Genomic DNA, 19,518 nt, shown 5'->3' with positions numbered 1-19,518 from the left:
TCCGGCAAGGCTTGACATATGAACATGCAGCCTCCTAGCCGGTTCTCTGGCAACTCGGCCCAGATGCCCGTCGCCTTCAACCGCCACGAGATGTCGCATATCTTGTCCGTCTATGGCCGGATGGTCGCCGCCGGAGAGTGGCGGGACTACGGCATTTCCAACCTGCGCGAAATGGCAGTGTTTTCCATCTTTCGCCGCACGGCTGAACATCCGATCTATCGGGTCGAAAAGCACCCTCGCCTGCGGCAAAAACAGGGGATGTATTCGGTGGTGGGCATGGATGGCCGTATCCTGAAGCGCGGCCATGATCTGCGCACTGTGCTGCGGGTATTGGAACGCAAGCTGATCCGTTCGGTTGACCTTGATTAGAGCCTTTTATGGTTGGTCACTGGCCCGTCACCCTGATCCTTGATACGCGCGATCGCCTGCGTCATCGGCTCGAACGTCACATCCATGTGGAAGGCGTTGGCATGTAGAAGCATGTCCTCAGCGTAAACCCATGCAACATGGCCTTTCCAGAATAAAAGATCGCCACGTTGGGGCGGTGTACCGTCGGGCAGCGTTCTGCCAACTTCACGCTCTTGGTCCCCGCTATCGCCAGGACAGGGCATTCCGCAGGCCAGCATTCCGGCCTGCACCAGGCCCGAGCAATCCAACCCAAACCGGCTGTTGCCACCCCATAAGTACGGTGTGCCCAAAAACAGTTCGGCAACGGCGACCGGATCGGTCAGGGTGACGCCGACAGGTTTGGCGTGAACAGCGGGAATAAACCCAAGACCAGTTTCCAGAAACCCATTTTTCTCGGAACTGGCGGTTATCTTGCTGCCGAAACTCAGCGACGCGGAATCCGGGCTTTTCATGTCCGGCTGCGCGTAGATATGCGTCGCCGGTGCAGTGATCCAATGGGTAGCAGGAACGTGCAGACCAAGCTGGTTCGAGCGGACCCAACCACGGTATCCATCCTTGTCCGCTTTGATCTGCTTCCATCCATCTGCGGTATCGGTCACCGCGACAGTGTCCCCGTATAAAAGCTGTCGATCCCGAGGGCCATCGGGCGCGCGCATCAAATTGACGACCGGTTTGATGATGCTATGTCGCGTCATAGGTTCAGCATCTCGGGCAAGGCGGCCAGCAGGGCGCGTGGACCTTGTCCCAAACCGCCTTTGCTGCGCCCCGGTTCCTTGCTGCGCTGCCACGAGAAGATATCGAAATGCATATAACGGTTGTCACCCACAAAGCGGCGCAGGAACAGAGCGGCGGTGATTGACCCGGCAAAGCCACCAGCCGGCGCATTGTCCAGATCGGCGATGCCAGGTTCTATCATCCCTTCATATGGCTCGTGAAAGGGCATTCGCCAGACCGGATCGGCTGCTTGACGCGCGCCGCGGGCCAAGGCATCCGCCACGCCGTCATCATTGGTGTAAAACGGCGCAAGATCGGTTCCTACCGCCACGCGTGCTGCGCCGGTCAATGTCGCCATCGAAATCACAAGGTCTGGTTGCCCCTCATCCGCCAGCGTCAGCGCGTCTGCCAGAACAAGACGCCCTTCGGCATCGGTATTATTGATCTCGACCGTAAGGCCCTTGCGCGAGGTCAGGATATCGCCGGGTCGGAACGCGTTTCCGGCCACCGAATTCTCAACCGCTGGGATCAGGACACGCAGTTGCAACGGCAGGTTCAGTGCCATGATCATCCGCGCCAGACCCAGAACATTGGCCGCCCCGCCCATATCCTTTTTCATCAACCCCATCGAGGCACCGGGTTTCAGGTTCAACCCGCCAGTATCGAAACAGACACCCTTACCGACCAGAGTCAGTTTCGGTCCTGCGTTGCCCCAGTTCATCTCGATCAGGCGAGGAGCCTGCGCGGCGGCACGACCCACAGTGTGGATCATGGGAAAATTCTGATCCAACAGATCATCGCCCGCAATTACTGAACAGGATGCGCCGAATTCCTGCGCCAGCGCTTCAGATGCGGCCTGCAACTGGTCCGGCCCCATATCCGAGGCGGGGTTGTTGACCAAATCTCGGATCAACGCCTCGGCCTTGGCTAGAACCTCTAGTCGGGTGGCATTCACGCCATCCGGTGCGACGAGGCGCGCTTTGGCAGCGGATTGACTGGCATAGCGGTCGAAACTGTATCCGGTCAGCAACCATCCCAGACATTCGGTCTCAACCACGTCGTCTGGTAGGCCCGAAGCGATGTGATACGTGCCCTTGGGCAAAGCTTCGGCAGCGGCGGCCAGCGGGAACCGTTTGCGTGCGCGACCCGCTGGCTTGCCATAGCCCGCCAGCGCCATGGACGGCGCACCGTCTGCATTGGGAATCAACAGGGTTTGACCCAAACCAGCGGTAAAGCCGCTGTTTTCAACCCAAGCCCTCACAGCGTCCGACTGATCCGCCAGCCAGCTTTCGAGCTGGGGTTGCGCGATCACGTGCAATGGCAGGGACGGGTTAGAGGCGGAGGCAAAGGACAGGGTCATGGGGATCTCAACTGGTTCGGTTTGCGCCCAGCCTATCCGTCCACGATCCGTCCGCAAGCCCCGTCAGACCGAAAGATCCTGCTGGTCCCAAATAACGGTCAGCGATTTCTCACCCACGCGGATCAGGCGCGACAGTGTTGCGCCGGTGGCGACGGCATCGCCGACATCCACGTTATGCGCCACATCACCCGCTACGCGCGCCAGCGCAGTCATGCCGACCTGTTCGGAAATCGCCACCAGGGACCGCGCACATTTGCGCAAGCTGGTCCAATCACGCCGCCGCCAGTAGCGTTCGCAATTCGACAAGCGCACGGCCAATTCCTCGACTGTGCGGCATAGCACGTCCAGTGCGTTCTGATCACCCAGTTGCCCGCAAAGACCATTCAACTGGTCCGGATCCAGACGGACGGATTCCTTGTGTTCAAGTGTGACTATCTTTTCCACCACATTTACCCCAATTCTAAACGCCCCCACGGCGTGGATTGACTGTTGCGCGGAATTCCTTTGCAAAACCTTGCAGCGCACAGGGATAATGGCTCGAATTTTCGGCGAATTCAGGTTACAGCACTCGTCAGACACAAGACTAAGGACATAAAAATGGATCGCGCCAAACCTTTGCCGAACTATCTGGTCAAGCGATATCACGGCTGGAAAGCTACGACGTATTCGGAAAATCAGGTCTGGTACCGGCGTCTTGCCACCGAAGGACAGCGCCCGCGCGCCATGGTCATTTCCTGCTGTGACAGCCGGGTGCACGTGACTTCGATTTTCGGAGCCGATCAGGGTGAGTTTTTCATTCACCGAAATATTGCCAACCTGGTTCCACCCTATGCCCCGGACGGAGACCACCACGGCACTAGCGCAGCAATCGAATACGCTGTAACTGCGCTGAAAGTGGCGCATCTGATCGTTCTGGGTCATTCGCAATGTGGCGGTGTTCAGGGCTGTATCGACATGTGCAAAGGACAGGCCCCGCAGCTTGAAGCGAAAGACAGCTTTGTGGGGCGTTGGATGGATATCCTAAAGCCGAAATACGATCTGGTAGCGGATATCGAGGACAGCACGGACCAGGCGCGCCAGTTTGAGCGCCACGCGGTTGTCGCGTCGCTGGAAAACCTGCTGACTTTCCCCTTCATCGCCTCGGCGGTCGAGGACGGATCACTGAGCCTGCACGGGCTGTGGACCGATATCGGAGAGGGCGGGCTGCAATGCTATGACCCGCATGAAAAGAAGTTCGTGGTTGTTTGACCATAAGTAAGTTCGCTGCGATCGGAAGGGCCGATCAGGCCCTTCTTGAAACGCAGTTACTCATCACCTCAGAACCATTCCTTCGGGCCAGCTGAGCTTGGTTTCGATCTCAACGGTTTCGGATTGGCCGGGCGCAAGCTCCATTTCCCATGCCAGAATACCGCGCCGGTTGTCGACATTCTCGTCGGTTGGCTTGGGGGTCGCGGTCCATTCGATCTTAAGATCATCCTGTTCGGAATATGGAACACTGTCGAGCAACCGCAGGGGCCACGTCTCATCCGAGAGGTTTTCAACACGAATTTGCGCACGTTCGGCGCGTTCGTTCGAGAGTGCAATCAAACCGACATCACCACTGCGCCGTCCCAGAACCTGCCGCTGCAAGGTGAGCGCATATAGGGGGCCAAATCCCAGCTCTACCTCTTCGCCGGGGCTGATATCAGGGCTGGAGTCGACCGCGACCAGAACACCGTCGACCTGCCACCGGGCGTAGTCAGATGAAAACAGGTTTTGCGAATAAGGGTTCGTAAACCGCGCGGTCCGATAGGCTGTGGTATCCCGGCTGGGATTTGCCAGGGCAAACACCTCTGCAGGTTGGGACATGCTGTCCAGTTCCAGATCGGCGGCCCCATATCCGCTGGAAATCGAGATCGGCACAGGCAGTGTATAGGTCGTGCCTGTTCCTTGAATTGACGTGGCGCTCGGTCTCCATCTTTGAGTTACTTCGAAAACGGGCGCCTCTACAACCGGTTCTTCCAGCGCTTTGGGTTTTTCACGAATGGAGCGGCGTTTGTCTCTAATCCTTGACGCGGCGCTTTGATCGTTGGGCTGTAGTGTGGAAATGCTGAGGGTGATGTCGTTCCAGTCCTCGCCGGTCATTTGACCCACCAGAACGCTACGACTGATCTGTACCTCCGGGACACTTCCGGTCTTCAGATCAAATACATAAGCCGGCTGCCAAGTTGCGGTTTCATAACTGAGATATGACAGCGATAATGTTCCTTCTGTGTCTTCTTCGGCAACAACATCTACGGCGATAAGGATACGTTCATTCGTTTCGGGCAAAAGGGCGGCCAGATCAGCGCGGGCGGCGTCCAACTCGGTCTCAAGCTCGGTCAGTTGGGTTTCTGTTTCGCGGGCCTCAAGCTCTGCCGCCAGCGCAGTGTTTTCGGCTTCAAGGGCTTCGTTTCCAACCATGCGGGCAATGTTGCGCAGGTTTTCGGGATCCGATCCGGCCAAACCTACGTTACGCCCCAGATTGGACAGGAACGTAATCGTATGATCGGCAGCTTGGGCTTTCAATCGGGCGGTTTCGGCCTGATCTTGTACCGATTGAATTCGCGTTTCTATGTCTTTGATGCGGTCTTCTACCTGTTTGACGGCGTCGCCGACATAGTCACGCCAGGGCACGTCTTCGAAACGTGAAACAAGAGCTGTTTGGGTTAACCCATCGGCGCGGAACTGCATGGTCGCGATTTGGTGGCCTAAATCGTCGTTCTCTGGGGTGCCCAGCAGGATCAGGCGATGAGCGCCCGCCGGAACGTCGAACTCAGCAGTTCGGGTAATCAGGGCGCTGTCCGGGTAAACGGTCACGGCGCTGATATCTGTATCAAGGGTAAAGGTTTCGGCGGACAGAATGGTCGGCACAAGGGCCAACAAATAGAACACTGGCTTCATAATCACTCGCGGAAATAAAATTTCAAACTACCGTATTGGTTGCAATTGAACTGCAATACATCAAGTCAAAATAAAAAGAGCCGCCCAAAAGGCGGCCCTTCATATTGGTTCAGGTAAGCGATTTCAGCCCTTTTTCAGAACCTCACGGCCCAACAGTTCGGCGATCTGCACCGCGTTAAGGGCGGCGCCTTTGCGCAGGTTGTCGGACACGCACCACAGGTTGATGCCGTTTTCCACGGTCGAGTCCTGACGGATGCGGCTGATGAAAGTCGCGAAATCGCCCGCGCATTCGATGGGAGAGACGTAGCCACCAGCCTCGCGCTTGTCGATCACCATGATGCCCGGTGCTTCGCGCAGGATATCGCGAGCTTCGTCTTCGTCCAGGAATTCCTCGAACTCGATATTAACGGCCTCGGAATGGCCGACGAATACGGGAACGCGGACGCAGGTGGCTGTGACCTTGATCGACGGGTCGACGATCTTTTTGGTCTCGACCACCATCTTCCATTCTTCCTTGGTCGAGCCGTCTTCCATGAAGACGTCGATCTGCGGGATGACGTTGAAGGCGATCTGCTTCTGGAACTTCTTGGGTTCAACCTCGGTTGTGGGGTTATAGACCGCTTTGGTCTGATCCCATAGCTCATCCATGCCCTCTTTGCCCGCGCCCGAGACCGACTGATAGGTCGAGACGACAACGCGCTTGATCTTGGCGCGGTCATGCAGCGGCTTCAGAGCGACAACCATCTGCGCGGTCGAGCAGTTGGGGTTGGCGATGATGTTCTTGTTTTTATAGTCGTGGATCGCCTGCGGGTTACATTCCGGCACGATCAGCGGAATGTCGGGGTCGTAGCGATAGAGCGACGAGTTATCGATCACCACACAACCCGCCGCAGCCGCCTTGGGCGCGTAAACCTTGGTTGCGTCCGAGCCGATGGCGAACAGCGCCATGTCCCAGCCGGTGAAGTCGAAGGTATCGATGTCCTGGGTGGTCAGTGTCTTGTCGCCAAAGCTAACTTCTGTACCCAGCGAACGACGGCTCGCCAGCACGGCAAGTTCATCGACGGGGAACTGGCGTTCTGCCAGAATGTTCAGCATTTCGCGGCCCACGTTACCCGTGGCGCCGGCGACAACGACGCGATAGCCCATTTCATGTCTCCAAAGTTAAGGACGCGCGTTCATAGCTGCGTTGCGGCAAAGAAAAAAGGGTTTTCGGGTCAGATTCCGCCCGATGACACCGATTTGACGCGGCGCATCGCCTCAGGTGTCGGTCAAAAGCCGTTCGTAGAGGGCGACAAGGGTCTTTGCTTCGCCGTTGATGTCGAAATTCTGCTCGACATGGGTACGGGCGGCGCGGCCGGATTGCGCTAGGGAATCGCGGTTTTCCAGCATCCGGGCTGCGGCATCGGCCAAGGCCGGGATATTGCCTGGCTCCACCAAATGGCCCAATGACGGGTCAGTAACGATCTCAGAGAACGCACCGACATCGGTGGCCACGACGGGTACGCCGCAGGCCATTGCCTCCAACGGGGTCAGGCCGAAGCCTTCCCACCGCTGGGGTGCGATGAAGAGGTCCAGAACCTGATACCATTCGGCGATCTGGTCGACTGTAACCTCGGGCATGAAGAGGATGCGGTCGGACAGGCCCGCCACCGCGACCTTGTCTTTCAATTCGGACAGAAAGGTGGTGTGTTGTTCCGTGGTGCGGCCCATGACGATGCCATGCGCATCGTCAAAGCGGCCACATAGCTCGATCATTGCATCCACAAAGGCGTCAGTACCCTTCTGGTGGCGGATGCGGCCATAGCAGCCCAGCAGCAGGCCATCAGGCAGGGCCAACCGGGCGCGAACGGCCGTTTTATCCTCGGGGGGGGTAAAATCCTGCAGGTTGATGCCGTGCATGATCACCTCTGCATCCCGATCCAGATACCCGGCGGTTTTGCGCGAGGTGGCGACCACGGCGTCCATCTTGTCGATCAGCCATTTGGTATAGCCCGTATGCGCCCGCTGCGACGCGCTGGTGAACAGCAGTTTCAGTCGCAGCCGCAGGATGTTGCGCAGGAACAGACCCAACAGCATCTCGGTATTGCGGCGGGCGTGCCAGACGCGCAGGGTTTTGCGCGACAGAAAGGGCAGGCGGCCAAGCGGGATATGCGGGATATCGGCAGGCAGGCCCGGACCAGTGGCTGCAATGTCGATCCATTGCACCTGCAACGGCACCAACCGCGCAATCGTTGCCGTCACGCCCGAAAGCCTGCGTTTGAGATTGGGGGCAATGACGCGTGGGTCAGACATGGGCTCTCCTGACGGGTTAGCGTCAGTCGACGCTGTCCCGGCTGAATAGATAGATCACGCAGCCAATGGCAAGCGAGATGGCAAAAAAGCCGAATATCGCTGTGTAAGGTGCAGAGGGGCTGATGTCTACCGTCGCTGCATGGACGCGGCCGGTGACGAATTGGGCAAGGCCGACGCCTCCGATCCCGAACAGGTTCAACAGGGTCACGCCTCGGCCCACTAGGTGTGGAGGAACAAAGGCACGACCGTGGGCCATGATGACAGGAAAGCTGGCCCCGGTGAACCCGATGACCGAGATTAGAACCACCGACAACCAGACCGCATTGTCGATCCACAGGCACAACAGGGTCAGGGCGACCACGCCCAGCGCGTTACCACCAAAGATCACCCATTTCCGCGTTCCCAATATCCGGTCAAGCGGGCCATAGGCGAAGGTGCCCGCAATCATCGACGCGCCCATGATCAGAGTGGCGGTTCCGATCTGCGTGGTGCTGAGTGCGAAGATATCGCTTAGATAAGGTCCGGCCCAAAGGCCGCGGGTTGCAGCCGATGGCGCATAGGCCACCAACATCAGCGGCAGGATGGCCCAGAGTGCGGGTTGCTTCAGCAGATCCAGAACCGATCCCTTGTGGTCGGTTTCAACGCGTTTGGGATCATGAACTGTGAACAGGATGCCGATGGCGATCACGCCCGAAAACAGGGCCAAAGTGACCATTGTGGCGCGCCAACCCATCAGCTCAACGGCCAGCGCAGTGGGGTAGGAGGCGACCAAATTTCCGACCGACCCAACACCCAGCATCAGGGCGGCCAGCGTGGCGAAACGGGCCGGGGGGTATTCGCGGGCGAAGATAAAGTAAGACGCCATCAGGATCGGCGAGCATCCCACTCCGATCAGCCCCATGGCCAGGGCGACATGAAAAGGCGTGCTGGCCACGGCAAAGATCAGTGCGCCGCCTGCGCCACCGACCAGCAACAAAACAGTCGAGGTCAGCCGCGGCCCGACCCGATCCAGCGCCCAGCCCACCGGCAGTTGCATGGCGGCAAAGACCAAAAACCAAAGACCCGATGCAAAGGCGAGGTCCTCTGGCGTGGCGCCGATATCCCGGCCTAGATCGACGCTGAGTACGGCTAAAAACGCGCGAAAAAACTGGCTGAGCACATAGCCCAGGCACAACACGACCAAACCTGCTTTCATGAAATGACACTCTCCCCCGCGGCTAACCGGCTATGCTTGGCACGGCAGGACTCCGCACACAAGCATGTGTGTAATGACGATTTCGCGGGACAGGTGCCACAATCGGTCTATGTTCAGGAATAATTTCGACAAGAGGTTATTATGAAGGACGCTCAGGTCGCGTTTTACGACAGCCTGCCCTTGCTGCGGGACTTTACCCGTTTGGCCGACCCTCAGCGGTTTTCGGCCATTCCCAATGACTGGGTTGTCGGTGTTGCGGACATTGTCGACTCGACCGGGCAGATCGCGCAGGGACGCTACAAAACGGTCAATACTGTCGGGGCAGCGGTTATTTCAGCGATGATCAACGCCATGAGCGGGCGCGAGTTTCCGTATGTGTTCGGTGGTGACGGCGCAGGCTTTGCCGTGCCCGCCAGTGCGGCCGAAGCGGCCCGCGAGGTTCTGGCCGCCATGAGGCGCTGGGCGCAGGAAGAGTTTTCCATTCCGCTGCGCGCAGCATTGGTGACGGTGGCCGAAATCCGCAAGGCGGGCAAAGACCTGCGCGTCGCCCGTTTCGCACCATCGGACGGGGTCGACTATGCGATGTTCTCGGGCGGGGGGCTTGCTTGGGCGGAAACACAGATGAAGGCCGGTCACTTTATGGTGCCCGAGGCCGACCCCGGTGCGCGCCCTGATCTAACCGGTCTTTCATGTCGGTGGTCCAACGTTAGGGCGCAGCATGGGCAGATCGTTTCGCTGGTCGTGGAACCCACGCCGCACGCCACCGAGGCGGATTTTGCCGACCTCGCCCAATCGGTTCTGTCTGCAGCCGAAGGGTTGGAGCGCGCGGGTCACCCGGTACCGGAAAACGGCCCACCGATCGGATGGCCACCACCTGGTCTGAGCATTGATGCCCATGTCTCGCGCGCCGGCGGCAGCCTTGTTGGTCAAACGCTCAAACTGTTGGTACAGAATTTGCTGATCGCATTGCTGTTTCGGTCCGGCAAACGGCTGGGTAACTTTGAGCCGGATCACTATAAACGCATGGTTAGTCGGAATGCGGATTATCGAAAGTTCGACGACGGGCTTAAAATGACGCTGGATTGCGATCCTGCGACGTTGGCGCAAATTCAGATGATGCTGGAACAAGCGCGCGGGCGCGGCAAGGTGCGTTACGGCTTGCACGCACAGGACGAGGCGATGATGACCTGTTTTGTGCCTTCAGCTACCCGCGATGACCACGTGCATTTCGTTGATGGCGCGTCAGGTGGATATGCGCAGGCCGCTGCGGCGATGCAGAGCTGATCGTTACCGGGTCTTCCACTTCGTCGCCAATGCGCGCGCCGCCTGCGTCAGGATCATGACGTCGATTCCAACAGCCAGAAATTGTGCGCCCATCTCAAGGTAGCTTTGTGTCGCCTCTTCATGAGTGCCCAGAATTCCGGGAGCCTTGCCGGCTTTTTTGATTCGGCTGATTGCGTCGGCAATCGTTTCGCGAACCTCCGGCGCCGCGCTGTTGCCCTGGTATCCCATATCCGTCGACAAGTCCGCTGGACCGATAAAAACGCCTTCGACGCCATCGACTTTCAAAATATCATCAAGCGCGGTGATACCGGCACGGTTTTCGACCTGAACCAATAGGCAGACTTGCGCATCTGCTGTCTGGATGTAATCGGAGAAAGATCCATACCCGGTCGCCCGCGCGGCGCCGGCACCGACGCCGCGGACCCCTTCTGGTGGATAGCGACACGCGCGCACCAACTCGCGCGCTTGATCGGCGCTGTTGACCATGGGAACCAAAATTGTTTGGGCACCGGCGTCCAATACCATTTTGATCAGCGCGGTGTCTCCGACGGGCACCCGAACAACCGGATGTGTGGCACTGGCCGACAAGGCCATTAGCTGGTCACGAACCGAGCGGATATCGTTGGGCGCATGCTCTCCGTCGATTACCAGCCAGTCGAAGCCAGCGGTTCCCATGATTTCGGCGGTGACGCTTTCGGCGAAGCTGGTCCAACAACCGATCAAGCGATCCCCATTGGCCAGAGCTTCTTTGAATGTGTTTACAGGGGCTGGCATCACGGAGCCTCCAAGGCGGTGGTGGAAACGCCTGACAGTGATGGCCATTCGGGGGAAAAGGTCAATCAGATTTGGCATTGGGTCCGAAGGTGCTGCGGGCAAATCTGGGCAACAAGGCTCTGAATAAGGGGTTTTCCGCGCTGTTGCAGTCTTATTGGATTTCGGTCAAGATTCCGTATGACCAAAGACCTGCCATCGACATCCCGCTCGTTGCCGATTGCGTTGCTTCGGGCCCGCGAACGGGTCATGGGCCCTATTCGGAAGATGTTGGCAGACGCCGGCGTAACCGAGCAGCAATGGCGTGTGTTGCGTGTTCTGAACGAGGAAGGTCCACAAGAGCCCACGGTGATTGCTGACCGGGCGTGTCTGTTGTTGCCCAGCCTGACACGGATTTTGCAAAAGCTCGAGGTTAAGGGACTGATCCGGCGCAGTGCCCATCCAATCGACAAGCGCCGACAGATTGTCGAGATCATGCCAACGGGTGAGCAGATCATCCGCGACAATATCGACGTCACAGTCCGGCTGGCGGATGAGATAAAGTCGCAATTGGGCCCCAAAAGGCATGAGACGCTGCTGGACCTTCTGAACGATCTTTATGATCTCAAAACCTGAGAGGTAACTCTGCGCCCCGCCAGAGGCGGTGATTGGTGTCCCCTGGCGGGAGAGTCGGACTTAGACTTGTGTTTTGTGTCCGACCGACGCTTCAGAGGACCAGCCAACCTGAAATGAGGCGACATTGCGAAAGTTGCGACCCTTGGGGGGGCGGGCCACGACCGCGGTTCTCTGAAACAGGTGCACCCGGTCTTTTGTGCAATCTGCCCTATCTTGGGGCTTTGGGCGGGCAAGAATGGTCTGGGTGCAATTCAACGTCTGTTTGTTGTCTTCAACCTTTGATTTAGTGCTTCGGTCTGTCATTCCAAGATGTAGGGCTACAAAGTAACCCGGGTCAGGACGTCGCTTTGGCTTGTTCAGACCGGGTGTATCCTTAGGATGCGCCCAGTGCGTTGCAAGAAGGGGCCAAAGATGTCTGATACGTTGTTTTCCTTGCCAGACCCGATCGAGGTACCGATCCACGGGGAGTCGTCCTTTTACCCCGTCGGTCGCATTTTCTGTGTCGGACGCAATTATGCAGCCCATGCCGCGGAAATGGGCCACGAGGTTGACCGCGAAGCGCCGTTCTATTTCACCAAATCGGCAGCCAATGCCGTTCTGTCCAGTGCGACCGTGCCGTTTCCGTCCGGAACCCAGAATTTTCATCATGAGATGGAATTGGCAGTCGCGCTCGGAAAGCCCGTTTTCAAGGCCAAACCTGCCGAGGCCGCAGATGCAGTCTACGCCTATGGCTGTGCTCTGGACATGACCCGTCGGGATTTGCAGATCCGCGAGCGTAACAAGCAACGCCCTTGGGATCTGGGCAAAGACCTTGAAAATGGCACCGTTCTTGCCCCGCTGACGCGCGCCTCGGGCTGGATGCCCGAGGATGACAAACGCATTTTTCTCAGCGTGAATGGCGACGTTCGGCAAGATGCGACCCTGCACGAACTGATCTGGAAGATTGATGAGATCATCAGTCACCTTTCCGGGTATTACCATCTGCGACCCGGAGACATAATCCTGACCGGTACACCGGCCGGAGTGGGGGCGCTTGCGCCCGGAGACGTTCTTGAGGGTGGAATAGATGGGCTGCAGCCAATCTCTCTGACGCTGTCAGATCCTGAATAGCCTCTATTTAGGCTCTTTCAGCCAGTCCGTAGAAAACTCCACGCGATCCAGTCCTGCGAACCTGCGGACCCGGTCCAACTCCGAGGTTAAACGACCTGTCCGCGCCGTGGACCATTTGACTGAGCGTTCTGGCCACACCGCACTGACTTGCAGAACGCCCCGATCGCGATGAGCCTTCATGTCGATCCGGCCAATAAGCCGGTCGCCTTCAAGCAGCGGGAAGACGTAGTACCCATAGGTACGCTTCGCTTCGGGGACGAAGACTTCGATACGATAGTGAAATCCGAACAATCGCTCGGCCCGGTTTCGATCACGCAGCATGGGGTCAAATGGGCTGAGCACGCGAATGCGACCTGGCGGGGCAGCCTGGGGCTTGGTGTCGGCCAAGACCGGTTTTGAAACCAATTTGCGGGTCTGCCCATCCGCACATGTGATTTCGACTTCCTCAATTTCTCCCCGTCTTAGAGCCTGCTTTACCCATTCTCGCGCCTCTGTTGCGCTGACTGTGTCCCAGAATGCTGCCAGCTCACCGGACGTGGCGAACCCCAACCTGTCCAGGGCTGCGTTACAAAGCCAATTCACTGTTTCCGGCGCGTCAATATCTGCACCGCCGGGGCAAAGATGCGTGTCGATCACCCGTTCCGTCAGGTCGTATCGTTTTTGGAACCCGCGCCGTCCGACAACTGTCAACGCGCCAGATCGCCAGAGAAATTCAAGCGCGGTTTTTGAAGGGTGCCAGTCCCACCACCCACCCGAGCCCTTCTTTTCGTCCTTCCCGACATCGGACGACGAGACAGGGCCATGATCACGAATATGGTTCAGAACGGTCTGGAACTGCTGTTCGAAGCCATCGCGTCGCCAATTCTTCCACCGGGATTTCAGCAGTTCAGCATCGCGTTGAAAGCGCAGATGCCAGTGTCGGTAGAATTCCATCGGAATAACGGCGGCATCATGGGTCCAGTGTTCGAACAGCGCGCGGTCGCGTTCATAAAGGCGCTTTAGGTTTTGCGCGCGATAGCTGGGCCTGCGTGAGAACAGGATCATATCATGGGCTCGCGCGACCGTGTTGATACTGTCCAGTTGAACAAAACCCAGCCGATGGATCAGATCCAGCAGCTCCGCCCCTTTGCCCCCCCCTGAAGGCTGTTCTGCCAATGCATGACGGTCCATGAACAGCAATCGGGCTGTGCGATTGTCCAGCTTTTGAATAGCCACGGCGTCAGCGCCGTTTCAGCGTGTCACCATAGCTGATTTTCGGCGTCAGGGTAACGCGAGACTCTAATTCAGCCTCGGGATCGGCCAGTTGGGCGGCTATGATCTCGGCGGCTTTGCGTCCGATCTCAAGGCGACAGGCATCCATCGTGGCCAGCTTGCGCGGCAGGCCCTGCAACAGTTCAACGTTGTTGAACCCGGCAAGACCAATCTGTCCGGGCACGTCAATACCTTGCTCCAACAGGTACAGCAGCCCTCCGGCACCAATCATATCATTGGAATAATACAGAAAATCCAGATCCGGAGAGCGTTCCAGCATGGCCTGCGTCATCTCACGCCCCTTGGCCAGGGCTGACCCGCCGGAATAGAACTCGCGGTCTTCAATTTCGACCCCGTGTTTGCCCAGCACTTCGGTGAAGCCTTCGAACCGTTTGCGGGCGCGGTGATCCAGCGGCATTTTGGTGCCCATAAACCCGATATGCTCGTACCCCGCCTTCAGGATTGCCTGCGCCATCTCGCGTCCGGCGCGGCGGTGCGAAATGCCAACCATTGCATCCACGGGTTTGCCATCAGTATCCATTATCTCGACCACTGGAATCCCCGAGGAGTCCAGCATGGCACGCGCGGCCTCAGTATGTTCCAGCCCCGCGATGATCACACCTGATGGCCGCCACGAGAGCATCTCGTACAGTACCTTTTCCTCTTTCTCGGGAAGGTAGTCGGTAACGCCGACCACGGGCTGCAATTCGGTATCTTCCAATACTTGGTTGATGCCGGTCAGCACCTCGGGGAAAACCATGTTCGAAAGTGAAGGGATGATCACCGCGACCAGATTCACCCGGCTTGAGGCCAGCGCGCCAGCGATCTTGTTGGGCACATATCCCAGTTCTTTTGCTGCGGCCAAAACGCGGGTGCGGGTGGCGTCCGACACGTCACCCCGGTTGCGCAGGACGCGGCTGACCGTCATCTCGGACACCCCCGAGGCCTCAGAGACATCCCGAAGAGTGAGCGGGCGTTTGGTTTCTGTTGTCACGATGGCACCTGCGTCGTTGTTTTAAGGGATGGTAGCGTGAACAGGACGCATTTTACAACTGCCCATCAAAGGTCATGACAAGCTGAAAAATCCGGGGTACAGAGAGCCTTGCGCGGCCCCGTGGCTCAACTGGATAGAGCAGCCCCCTCCTAAGGGGCAGGTTGCAGGTTCGAATCCTGCCGGGGTCGCCATAACCAATTGAAAAATATTGATAATTATGGAAATTATGTGAATTCGACATGCGCAACGATTGCACGTTATTTATTGTTGTGCACAATCAGGCGTGAATAGACCGGTATAACAATCACGCAAAAGACAAAAATGGCACAAAATTGACACAGCGGTTTTGCGTTGTTGTAAAGGTTGTAAACTAGCCGGATGTGTCCAAATTTGAACTCGCATGCGAAAAGTTAGTTGTAGAGCACGCCTAACTTGCAATGCCCTTTTAAATGGGCGATTGCACGTCCCTGAAGTACCACAATTGGCAGAGTTGCAGGTGCAAAATTCCGTTTCCATTGCAGTCGATTAGGCGGTATCAGAAGGTGATCTTGGCTACGAGTTAGGCGCTAGCGCCGTACTCTGTATAAATGGAGACCCAGTCGACGGCATGAGCAATACTACGCAAAAGTATCTCAGGTTCTTGATTCCGGGGATGTTAGGTTACTTCGCACTGTATTTTGTTTGTCAGGCTTGCGATTTTTGCAGTATCGGCTGGCCAACAAGCTTTGACGAAGTCATGAAGCTTACGGCCGTGCTGTTGATTGCGTTCTTTTATGATTTTCTACGGTTGCGAAAACTGTCCAACAGCTTTCCGCAATTCCAAGTGAACGCAGGGATAATGGACCATCTGAAAGGACCTTTCGTAGACCAAGATCAGCGGATATCCGGTATTACTTGGCGCAGGTTCAAAGACGTGTACTACCCGATAATAGATAACGATGAGACGTTGAAGCTACGTTCAGAGAACATCAGGTTTAACGGGGTGCTGTGGAGTAGTGCCGCAGATCTTAGAGCAATCGCCGCACTCGGTTTCTTAGTGATATTTGTATTTTATTTTGCTCAAAAGATGGGAATTTACGATGGTTTCGTGGGTGGCGAGCTGATGAAATCAGGAGTTATCTTCCTAGTATTGTTTGTTGTTTCGTTTCCGGTTTCGTGGGTTTTGACAAACAAGCACCGCGAGATGGTATTGGATCAATGCGACTACATGTTGCTGCACAAACGCGGCGAACTTGAAAAAGGATTTAAGAACATTGTCGACGGTGAAAACTGAACATGAACGTCGTGTCGATCAAATATGTGACCTAATTAGAGACATTCAAACACCAATTTCAATTGGGTTTAGCGGTGGAAAGGACAGTAGCGCCGTAGTTAAACTGCTTTGGTCATGTGCGTTACAGCTTAGGTCAGAATGTCCCCCGCTGAAGGTCGTCTACTGCGACACCGAAGTAGAGAACCCCATTATCGACGCGCACGTAAAATCTACCCTTGGCAAGATACAATCCGAAGCTCAACAAGCAGGCATTAACCTGCAGTGCAAAGTAATAAAGCCTTCAACACATCAAGCTTTCTTTGTTCGAATTATTGGTAGAGGATACCCCACCCCGACAAATAGCTTCCGTTGGTGCACAAAAGACATTCGGATTAGGCCGTTCCAAGCCTACCTCAAGAGTAGCAACACCCCACCTCTTGTAGCTATCGGAACTAGATTTGGAGAAAGTGCGCAACGAGATAGGTCTCTAAGGAAGCACTCGGAGGAAAACGCAGCAAGCGCGTTCATTCAACGCCAAAGAGAAGGTAGTAAAGAAACCCAGTTGCTAACCCCGATCATTGACTATGACACTGCTGACGTTTGGGACTTACTGTGCGAATTCGATGGTCCGAAATCAATCGATGTGACTGCCCTTTCTAAACTCTACAAAGATGGAAGTGGAGAGTGTCCAGCCATTCGGGACTTTAAAGATAAGCCTTGCAGCAAGGCGAGATTTGGTTGTTGGACCTGTACAGTCGTTCGCCGCGACAGATCGGCTGAACACATGATTGAATCCGGATATGAAGAGCTGCGACCGTATTTCGAACTTCGAAGCTGGTTGTCTGAATTCCGAAACGATCCCAAGAACCGCTGCACAAGTAGAAGAAATGGTAGAGTGGGGCCTGGGCCGTTTACTGTTGCCGCTCGGCACGAAATTCTGGAACGTGTACTAAACCTCGAAGCGAGGGTGGGGCGCCAAATCATTTCGGAGGTACAAATGAGAGAGATCAGGAGGCTCATTGAGTCCGACTTGGGCGATCCCGAATATGTTGTCAGTGATAGTTCCTTGAAGGACCCGTACTCATTCCCGTTGTTTGAAAAAAATGCTGAAAGTTGGGCGGTATAGAAGGAAAGGCCTTTAGCCAGCTAACAGCAACGGTTGATTCCGACCCGAAGTTAACTTCCGTCGATGACAGCTTGTGCTTTGATCGGAAGAATACCGCTTTGATCTGCGGCACCTGAGCTTACAGCACTATGACGTGTTTTTTTTAGCACGGTTTATCGTGCAGTGCCTTAGCAAGATAAGTAGTTGTTTGGTGCCGCAATCCTGAATCCTGATCATTCTAAACGCGAAGAGGAAAGAAACTTGCGAGAGCTGAGTTCGCCACATCATCTGGCGTCAAAGAAAACGTGACACAAATCTGACACACAGAACAAGAAAAAATCTTTAAAATATTGAAAAACAACATTAATATTGATGATCCTTTTCCCCTCCTAAGGGGCAGGTTGCAGGTTCGAATCCTGCCGGGGTCGCCATAAGATTTAGAAATAATTAGTAAATTTTGTAAATCACGAAGTAGAAGCGGTTTGTGCAATGCGTCAGGATTTAGCGCGGTGCCCATTATACTTGACGATGCACGATTGAAATTTCAACTAAGATCAAAAACTTGCACAAAACTTGCACAGAAAACGCGATTTTGTTCGGGCGGCTGTGAGGATTGTAAATGTTTCGGATTTACCAGCCAGTCTCCCGCTTTGTCTCCAACCAAAGATTTCCAATAGTGCCCAAAATAATTGAGTTATGCACGGTGGAGCGATCAGGGTAAGGACTCTAACAGTCCTAAACAGCACCCAAGAAATCGAACGCTTTAGCTTCCTGAGGCCTGAATTCATAGCTCACTCAAATTGATTGATTGAACTTAGAAAGTGATTGCCGTTTAGCTTTCGGTTTCTCAGTGAAACGGGCTCTTTGTAACAAGACTTGCCAGCTACATTCAATAATTGCGATCCTTTAGTATGACGAATCTTAGCAGGTGTATTTTTGCCAGGTTCTTTTGGGGGGAGATTGTCGATGGCTTTTTTGAAACCTTTCATGCGTGCAATAGCGCTCAGTTTTGGTATTTTTGTTGCATTCGCAAACACCGGGATTGCGGAAAACCAAGCCCCAACCGAATGGTCTAGGACCGAACCTTTCCCCAACCAAACTGTTTATTATCCTGGCACTGAAGCACTTGGTCCAGACGAAATGCGAGTTATCGCGTGCGGAACCGGCATGCCCCAACCACGTCTAAAACAAGCTGCTGCGTGTTTCCTAGTTGAGCTAGGGAATGGTGAAAAATTCATATTTGATATGGGTGAGGGATCTTACGAACGGATCATGGCGCTTGGAATTCCATTGGATCAGCTCGACAAGGTTTTCCTGGGCCATCTACACCTCGATCATGCCGGCGATTTTCCTGCCTTTTACTTTACTGGCCCTGTGAACAATCGCCTTACGCCTGTACGTCTTTGGGGACCCGAGGGGATTAAACCTGAATGGGGAACCAAATCATGGGCAAATCACATGAAGCGGATGTGGGCGTGGGAAGAAGCGACACGGGGTGCAGCCGTCGACCCAAGAGGGCTCCAACTTGAGGTCAACGAATTCGACTGGAAAGCAGTGAACAACGTTATTTTTGACGAAAACGGGGTTCAGGTTAGAACACTTCCGGCAATTCATGGTGAACAGGCCGTGAGTTTCGTGCTCGAATGGAATGGCCTTAAGTTTGCTTTTTCTTCCGATACGCTTCCGACTCGTTGGTGGCGCGAACACGCTGCTGGGGCTGATCTTGCCATTCACGAATGCTTCACGCCGCCTGAGTTCATGATTGAGAAATACGGATTTGCACCTTCGGAGGCCATTTTCGTGGGCTCACAGGGGCACACTTCCGCGCAGGCATTCGGGAAGATAATGTCCGAGACGGAACCGCGGTTGGCGGTTTGCTATCATTTCCAAAACGATCATGACATCGCACTGGCTGTCTATTCGGCAATTCGGGAAACCTATGATGGTCCCTTGGACCTCGCTGCCGACTTCATGACATGGAACGTGACGAAAGACGAAATTCGCACGCGCCAGGGCGTACCGAATGAAGAGTCTTTTCCAGCACCCGTTCAAATGGCCAAGCAACCGCCAGATTCCGCTGCTGAGTTTCCTTTCTCGGAATTCGATCTTGAGAGTATGGACCTAGGCGCTGCGGAAGCGACGAATGAAATGATCGAAGCTTTCAACGCGCGTTCGGGGAACAACGAAGTAGGCGCTTACACTAGTCTCCCATTCAAGTAATGTGACAATTGCGGCTTTTGGCCAG

General features: G+C 55.6%; 18 protein-coding genes and 1 tRNA gene. 9 read left to right on the top strand and 10 right to left on the bottom strand.

Annotation, left to right across the window (positions count from 1 at the left end):
• Positions 1-18: 18 nt before the first annotated feature.
• A complete protein-coding gene (locus GOW48_RS17475; protein ID WP_170355678.1) occupies positions 19-369 on the top strand; it encodes a DUF2794 domain-containing protein in 351 nt (116 codons plus the stop codon).
• Here the strand turns inward: GOW48_RS17475 and GOW48_RS17470 are convergent.
• The 3 genes from GOW48_RS17470 to GOW48_RS17460 all read right to left on the bottom strand — a co-directional run bounded on the left by GOW48_RS17470 (position 366) and on the right by GOW48_RS17460 (position 2,926).
• A complete protein-coding gene (locus GOW48_RS17470; RefSeq protein ID WP_170755460.1) occupies positions 366-1,103 on the bottom strand; it encodes a C40 family peptidase in 738 nt (245 codons plus the stop codon). The two genes, GOW48_RS17475 and GOW48_RS17470, sit on opposite strands and share 4 nt — an antisense overlap.
• The gene (locus tag GOW48_RS17465; protein WP_170755459.1) at positions 1,100-2,482 is read right to left on the bottom strand and encodes a leucyl aminopeptidase family protein; all 1,383 of its coding nucleotides are present in this window, start codon (positions 2,480-2,482) and stop codon (positions 1,100-1,102) included. The genes GOW48_RS17470 and GOW48_RS17465 overlap by 4 nt, the downstream gene beginning before the upstream one ends.
• Positions 2,483-2,545: 63 nt before the next feature.
• Positions 2,546-2,926 (bottom strand): hypothetical protein, encoded by a 381-nt coding sequence (locus GOW48_RS17460; RefSeq protein WP_414478922.1) that lies wholly within the window; start codon positions 2,924-2,926, stop codon positions 2,546-2,548.
• Between the two features lie 153 nt (positions 2,927-3,079).
• On the opposite strand from GOW48_RS17460, the gene GOW48_RS17455 reads away from it, so the two are divergent.
• A complete protein-coding gene (locus tag GOW48_RS17455) occupies positions 3,080-3,730 on the top strand; it encodes a carbonic anhydrase (RefSeq protein WP_170355681.1) in 651 nt (216 codons plus the stop codon).
• A 63-nt stretch (positions 3,731-3,793) separates the two neighbouring features.
• Here GOW48_RS17455 and GOW48_RS17450 read toward each other — a convergent pair whose 3' ends face one another.
• From GOW48_RS17450 to GOW48_RS17435, 4 genes are all read right to left on the bottom strand, one after another.
• Positions 3,794-5,404: a DUF4139 domain-containing protein gene (locus GOW48_RS17450; RefSeq protein WP_170756367.1), complete on the bottom strand. Its 1,611-nt coding sequence runs from the start codon at positions 5,402-5,404 to the stop codon at positions 3,794-3,796.
• 123 nt (positions 5,405-5,527) lie between these two features.
• Positions 5,528-6,550 carry an aspartate-semialdehyde dehydrogenase gene (locus tag GOW48_RS17445; RefSeq protein ID WP_170355683.1) on the bottom strand — a complete coding sequence of 341 codons (1,023 nt, stop codon included), beginning with the start codon at positions 6,548-6,550 and terminating at the stop codon, positions 5,528-5,530.
• Between the two features lie 111 nt (positions 6,551-6,661).
• Positions 6,662-7,696 carry a glycosyltransferase family 4 protein gene (locus tag GOW48_RS17440; RefSeq protein WP_170755457.1) on the bottom strand — a complete coding sequence of 345 codons (1,035 nt, stop codon included), beginning with the start codon at positions 7,694-7,696 and terminating at the stop codon, positions 6,662-6,664.
• Between the two features lie 22 nt (positions 7,697-7,718).
• On the bottom strand, positions 7,719-8,891 hold the full coding sequence (locus GOW48_RS17435; protein ID WP_170724650.1) for an MFS transporter: 1,173 nt from the start codon (positions 8,889-8,891) through the stop codon (positions 7,719-7,721).
• 141 nt (positions 8,892-9,032) lie between these two features.
• On the opposite strand from GOW48_RS17435, the gene GOW48_RS17430 reads away from it, so the two are divergent.
• Positions 9,033-10,175: a DUF3095 domain-containing protein gene (locus GOW48_RS17430; RefSeq protein WP_170755456.1), complete on the top strand. Its 1,143-nt coding sequence runs from the start codon at positions 9,033-9,035 to the stop codon at positions 10,173-10,175.
• Positions 10,176-10,178: 3 nt separating this feature from the next.
• On the opposite strand, the gene GOW48_RS17425 is transcribed toward GOW48_RS17430, so the two are convergent.
• Positions 10,179-10,949, bottom strand: a complete 771-nt coding sequence (locus GOW48_RS17425) for an HpcH/HpaI aldolase family protein (RefSeq protein WP_170755455.1) — start codon at positions 10,947-10,949, stop codon at positions 10,179-10,181.
• A gap of 177 nt (positions 10,950-11,126) precedes the next feature.
• On the opposite strand from GOW48_RS17425, the gene hpaR reads away from it, so the two are divergent.
• Both hpaR and GOW48_RS17415 read left to right on the top strand, forming a co-directional pair.
• A complete protein-coding gene (gene hpaR / locus GOW48_RS17420; RefSeq protein WP_170355688.1) occupies positions 11,127-11,561 on the top strand; it encodes a homoprotocatechuate degradation operon regulator HpaR in 435 nt (144 codons plus the stop codon).
• A gap of 411 nt (positions 11,562-11,972) precedes the next feature.
• Entirely contained in the window at positions 11,973-12,671 is a 699-nt protein-coding gene (locus GOW48_RS17415) for a fumarylacetoacetate hydrolase family protein (RefSeq protein WP_170755454.1), read from the top strand.
• Between the two features lie 3 nt (positions 12,672-12,674).
• Here GOW48_RS17415 and GOW48_RS17410 read toward each other — a convergent pair whose 3' ends face one another.
• Together GOW48_RS17410 and GOW48_RS17405 are read right to left on the bottom strand one after the other, a co-directional pair.
• Entirely contained in the window at positions 12,675-13,886 is a 1,212-nt protein-coding gene (locus GOW48_RS17410; protein ID WP_170755453.1) for a winged helix-turn-helix domain-containing protein, read from the bottom strand.
• A gap of 4 nt (positions 13,887-13,890) precedes the next feature.
• Complete coding sequence (locus tag GOW48_RS17405) at positions 13,891-14,916, bottom strand: LacI family DNA-binding transcriptional regulator (RefSeq protein WP_170755452.1); 1,026 nt, start codon at positions 14,914-14,916, stop codon at positions 13,891-13,893.
• Between the two features lie 114 nt (positions 14,917-15,030).
• Between GOW48_RS17405 and GOW48_RS17400 the strand changes: the two genes are divergently transcribed.
• From GOW48_RS17400 to gntH, 4 genes are all read left to right on the top strand, one after another.
• Positions 15,031-15,107 (top strand) — tRNA-Arg (locus GOW48_RS17400).
• 416 nt (positions 15,108-15,523) lie between these two features.
• Positions 15,524-16,189, top strand: a complete 666-nt coding sequence (locus GOW48_RS17395; protein ID WP_170755451.1) for a hypothetical protein — start codon at positions 15,524-15,526, stop codon at positions 16,187-16,189.
• A complete protein-coding gene (locus GOW48_RS22800) occupies positions 16,179-17,294 on the top strand; it encodes a phosphoadenosine phosphosulfate reductase domain-containing protein (protein WP_170755450.1) in 1,116 nt (371 codons plus the stop codon). Before GOW48_RS17395 ends, GOW48_RS22800 begins: the two co-directional genes overlap by 11 nt.
• A 945-nt stretch (positions 17,295-18,239) precedes the next feature.
• Entirely contained in the window at positions 18,240-19,493 is a 1,254-nt protein-coding gene (gntH, locus tag GOW48_RS17385) for a guanitoxin biosynthesis MBL fold metallo-hydrolase GntH (protein ID WP_170755449.1), read from the top strand.
• Positions 19,494-19,518: the final 25 nt, after the last annotated feature.

This window comes from Ruegeria lacuscaerulensis, from assembly GCF_013033355.1.
In the GTDB taxonomy this organism is placed as follows: domain Bacteria; phylum Pseudomonadota; class Alphaproteobacteria; order Rhodobacterales; family Rhodobacteraceae; genus Ruegeria; species Ruegeria lacuscaerulensis_A.
The sequence above is the reverse complement of the archived record's forward strand: the minus strand, read 5'-3'. Positions and strand labels throughout refer to the sequence as shown.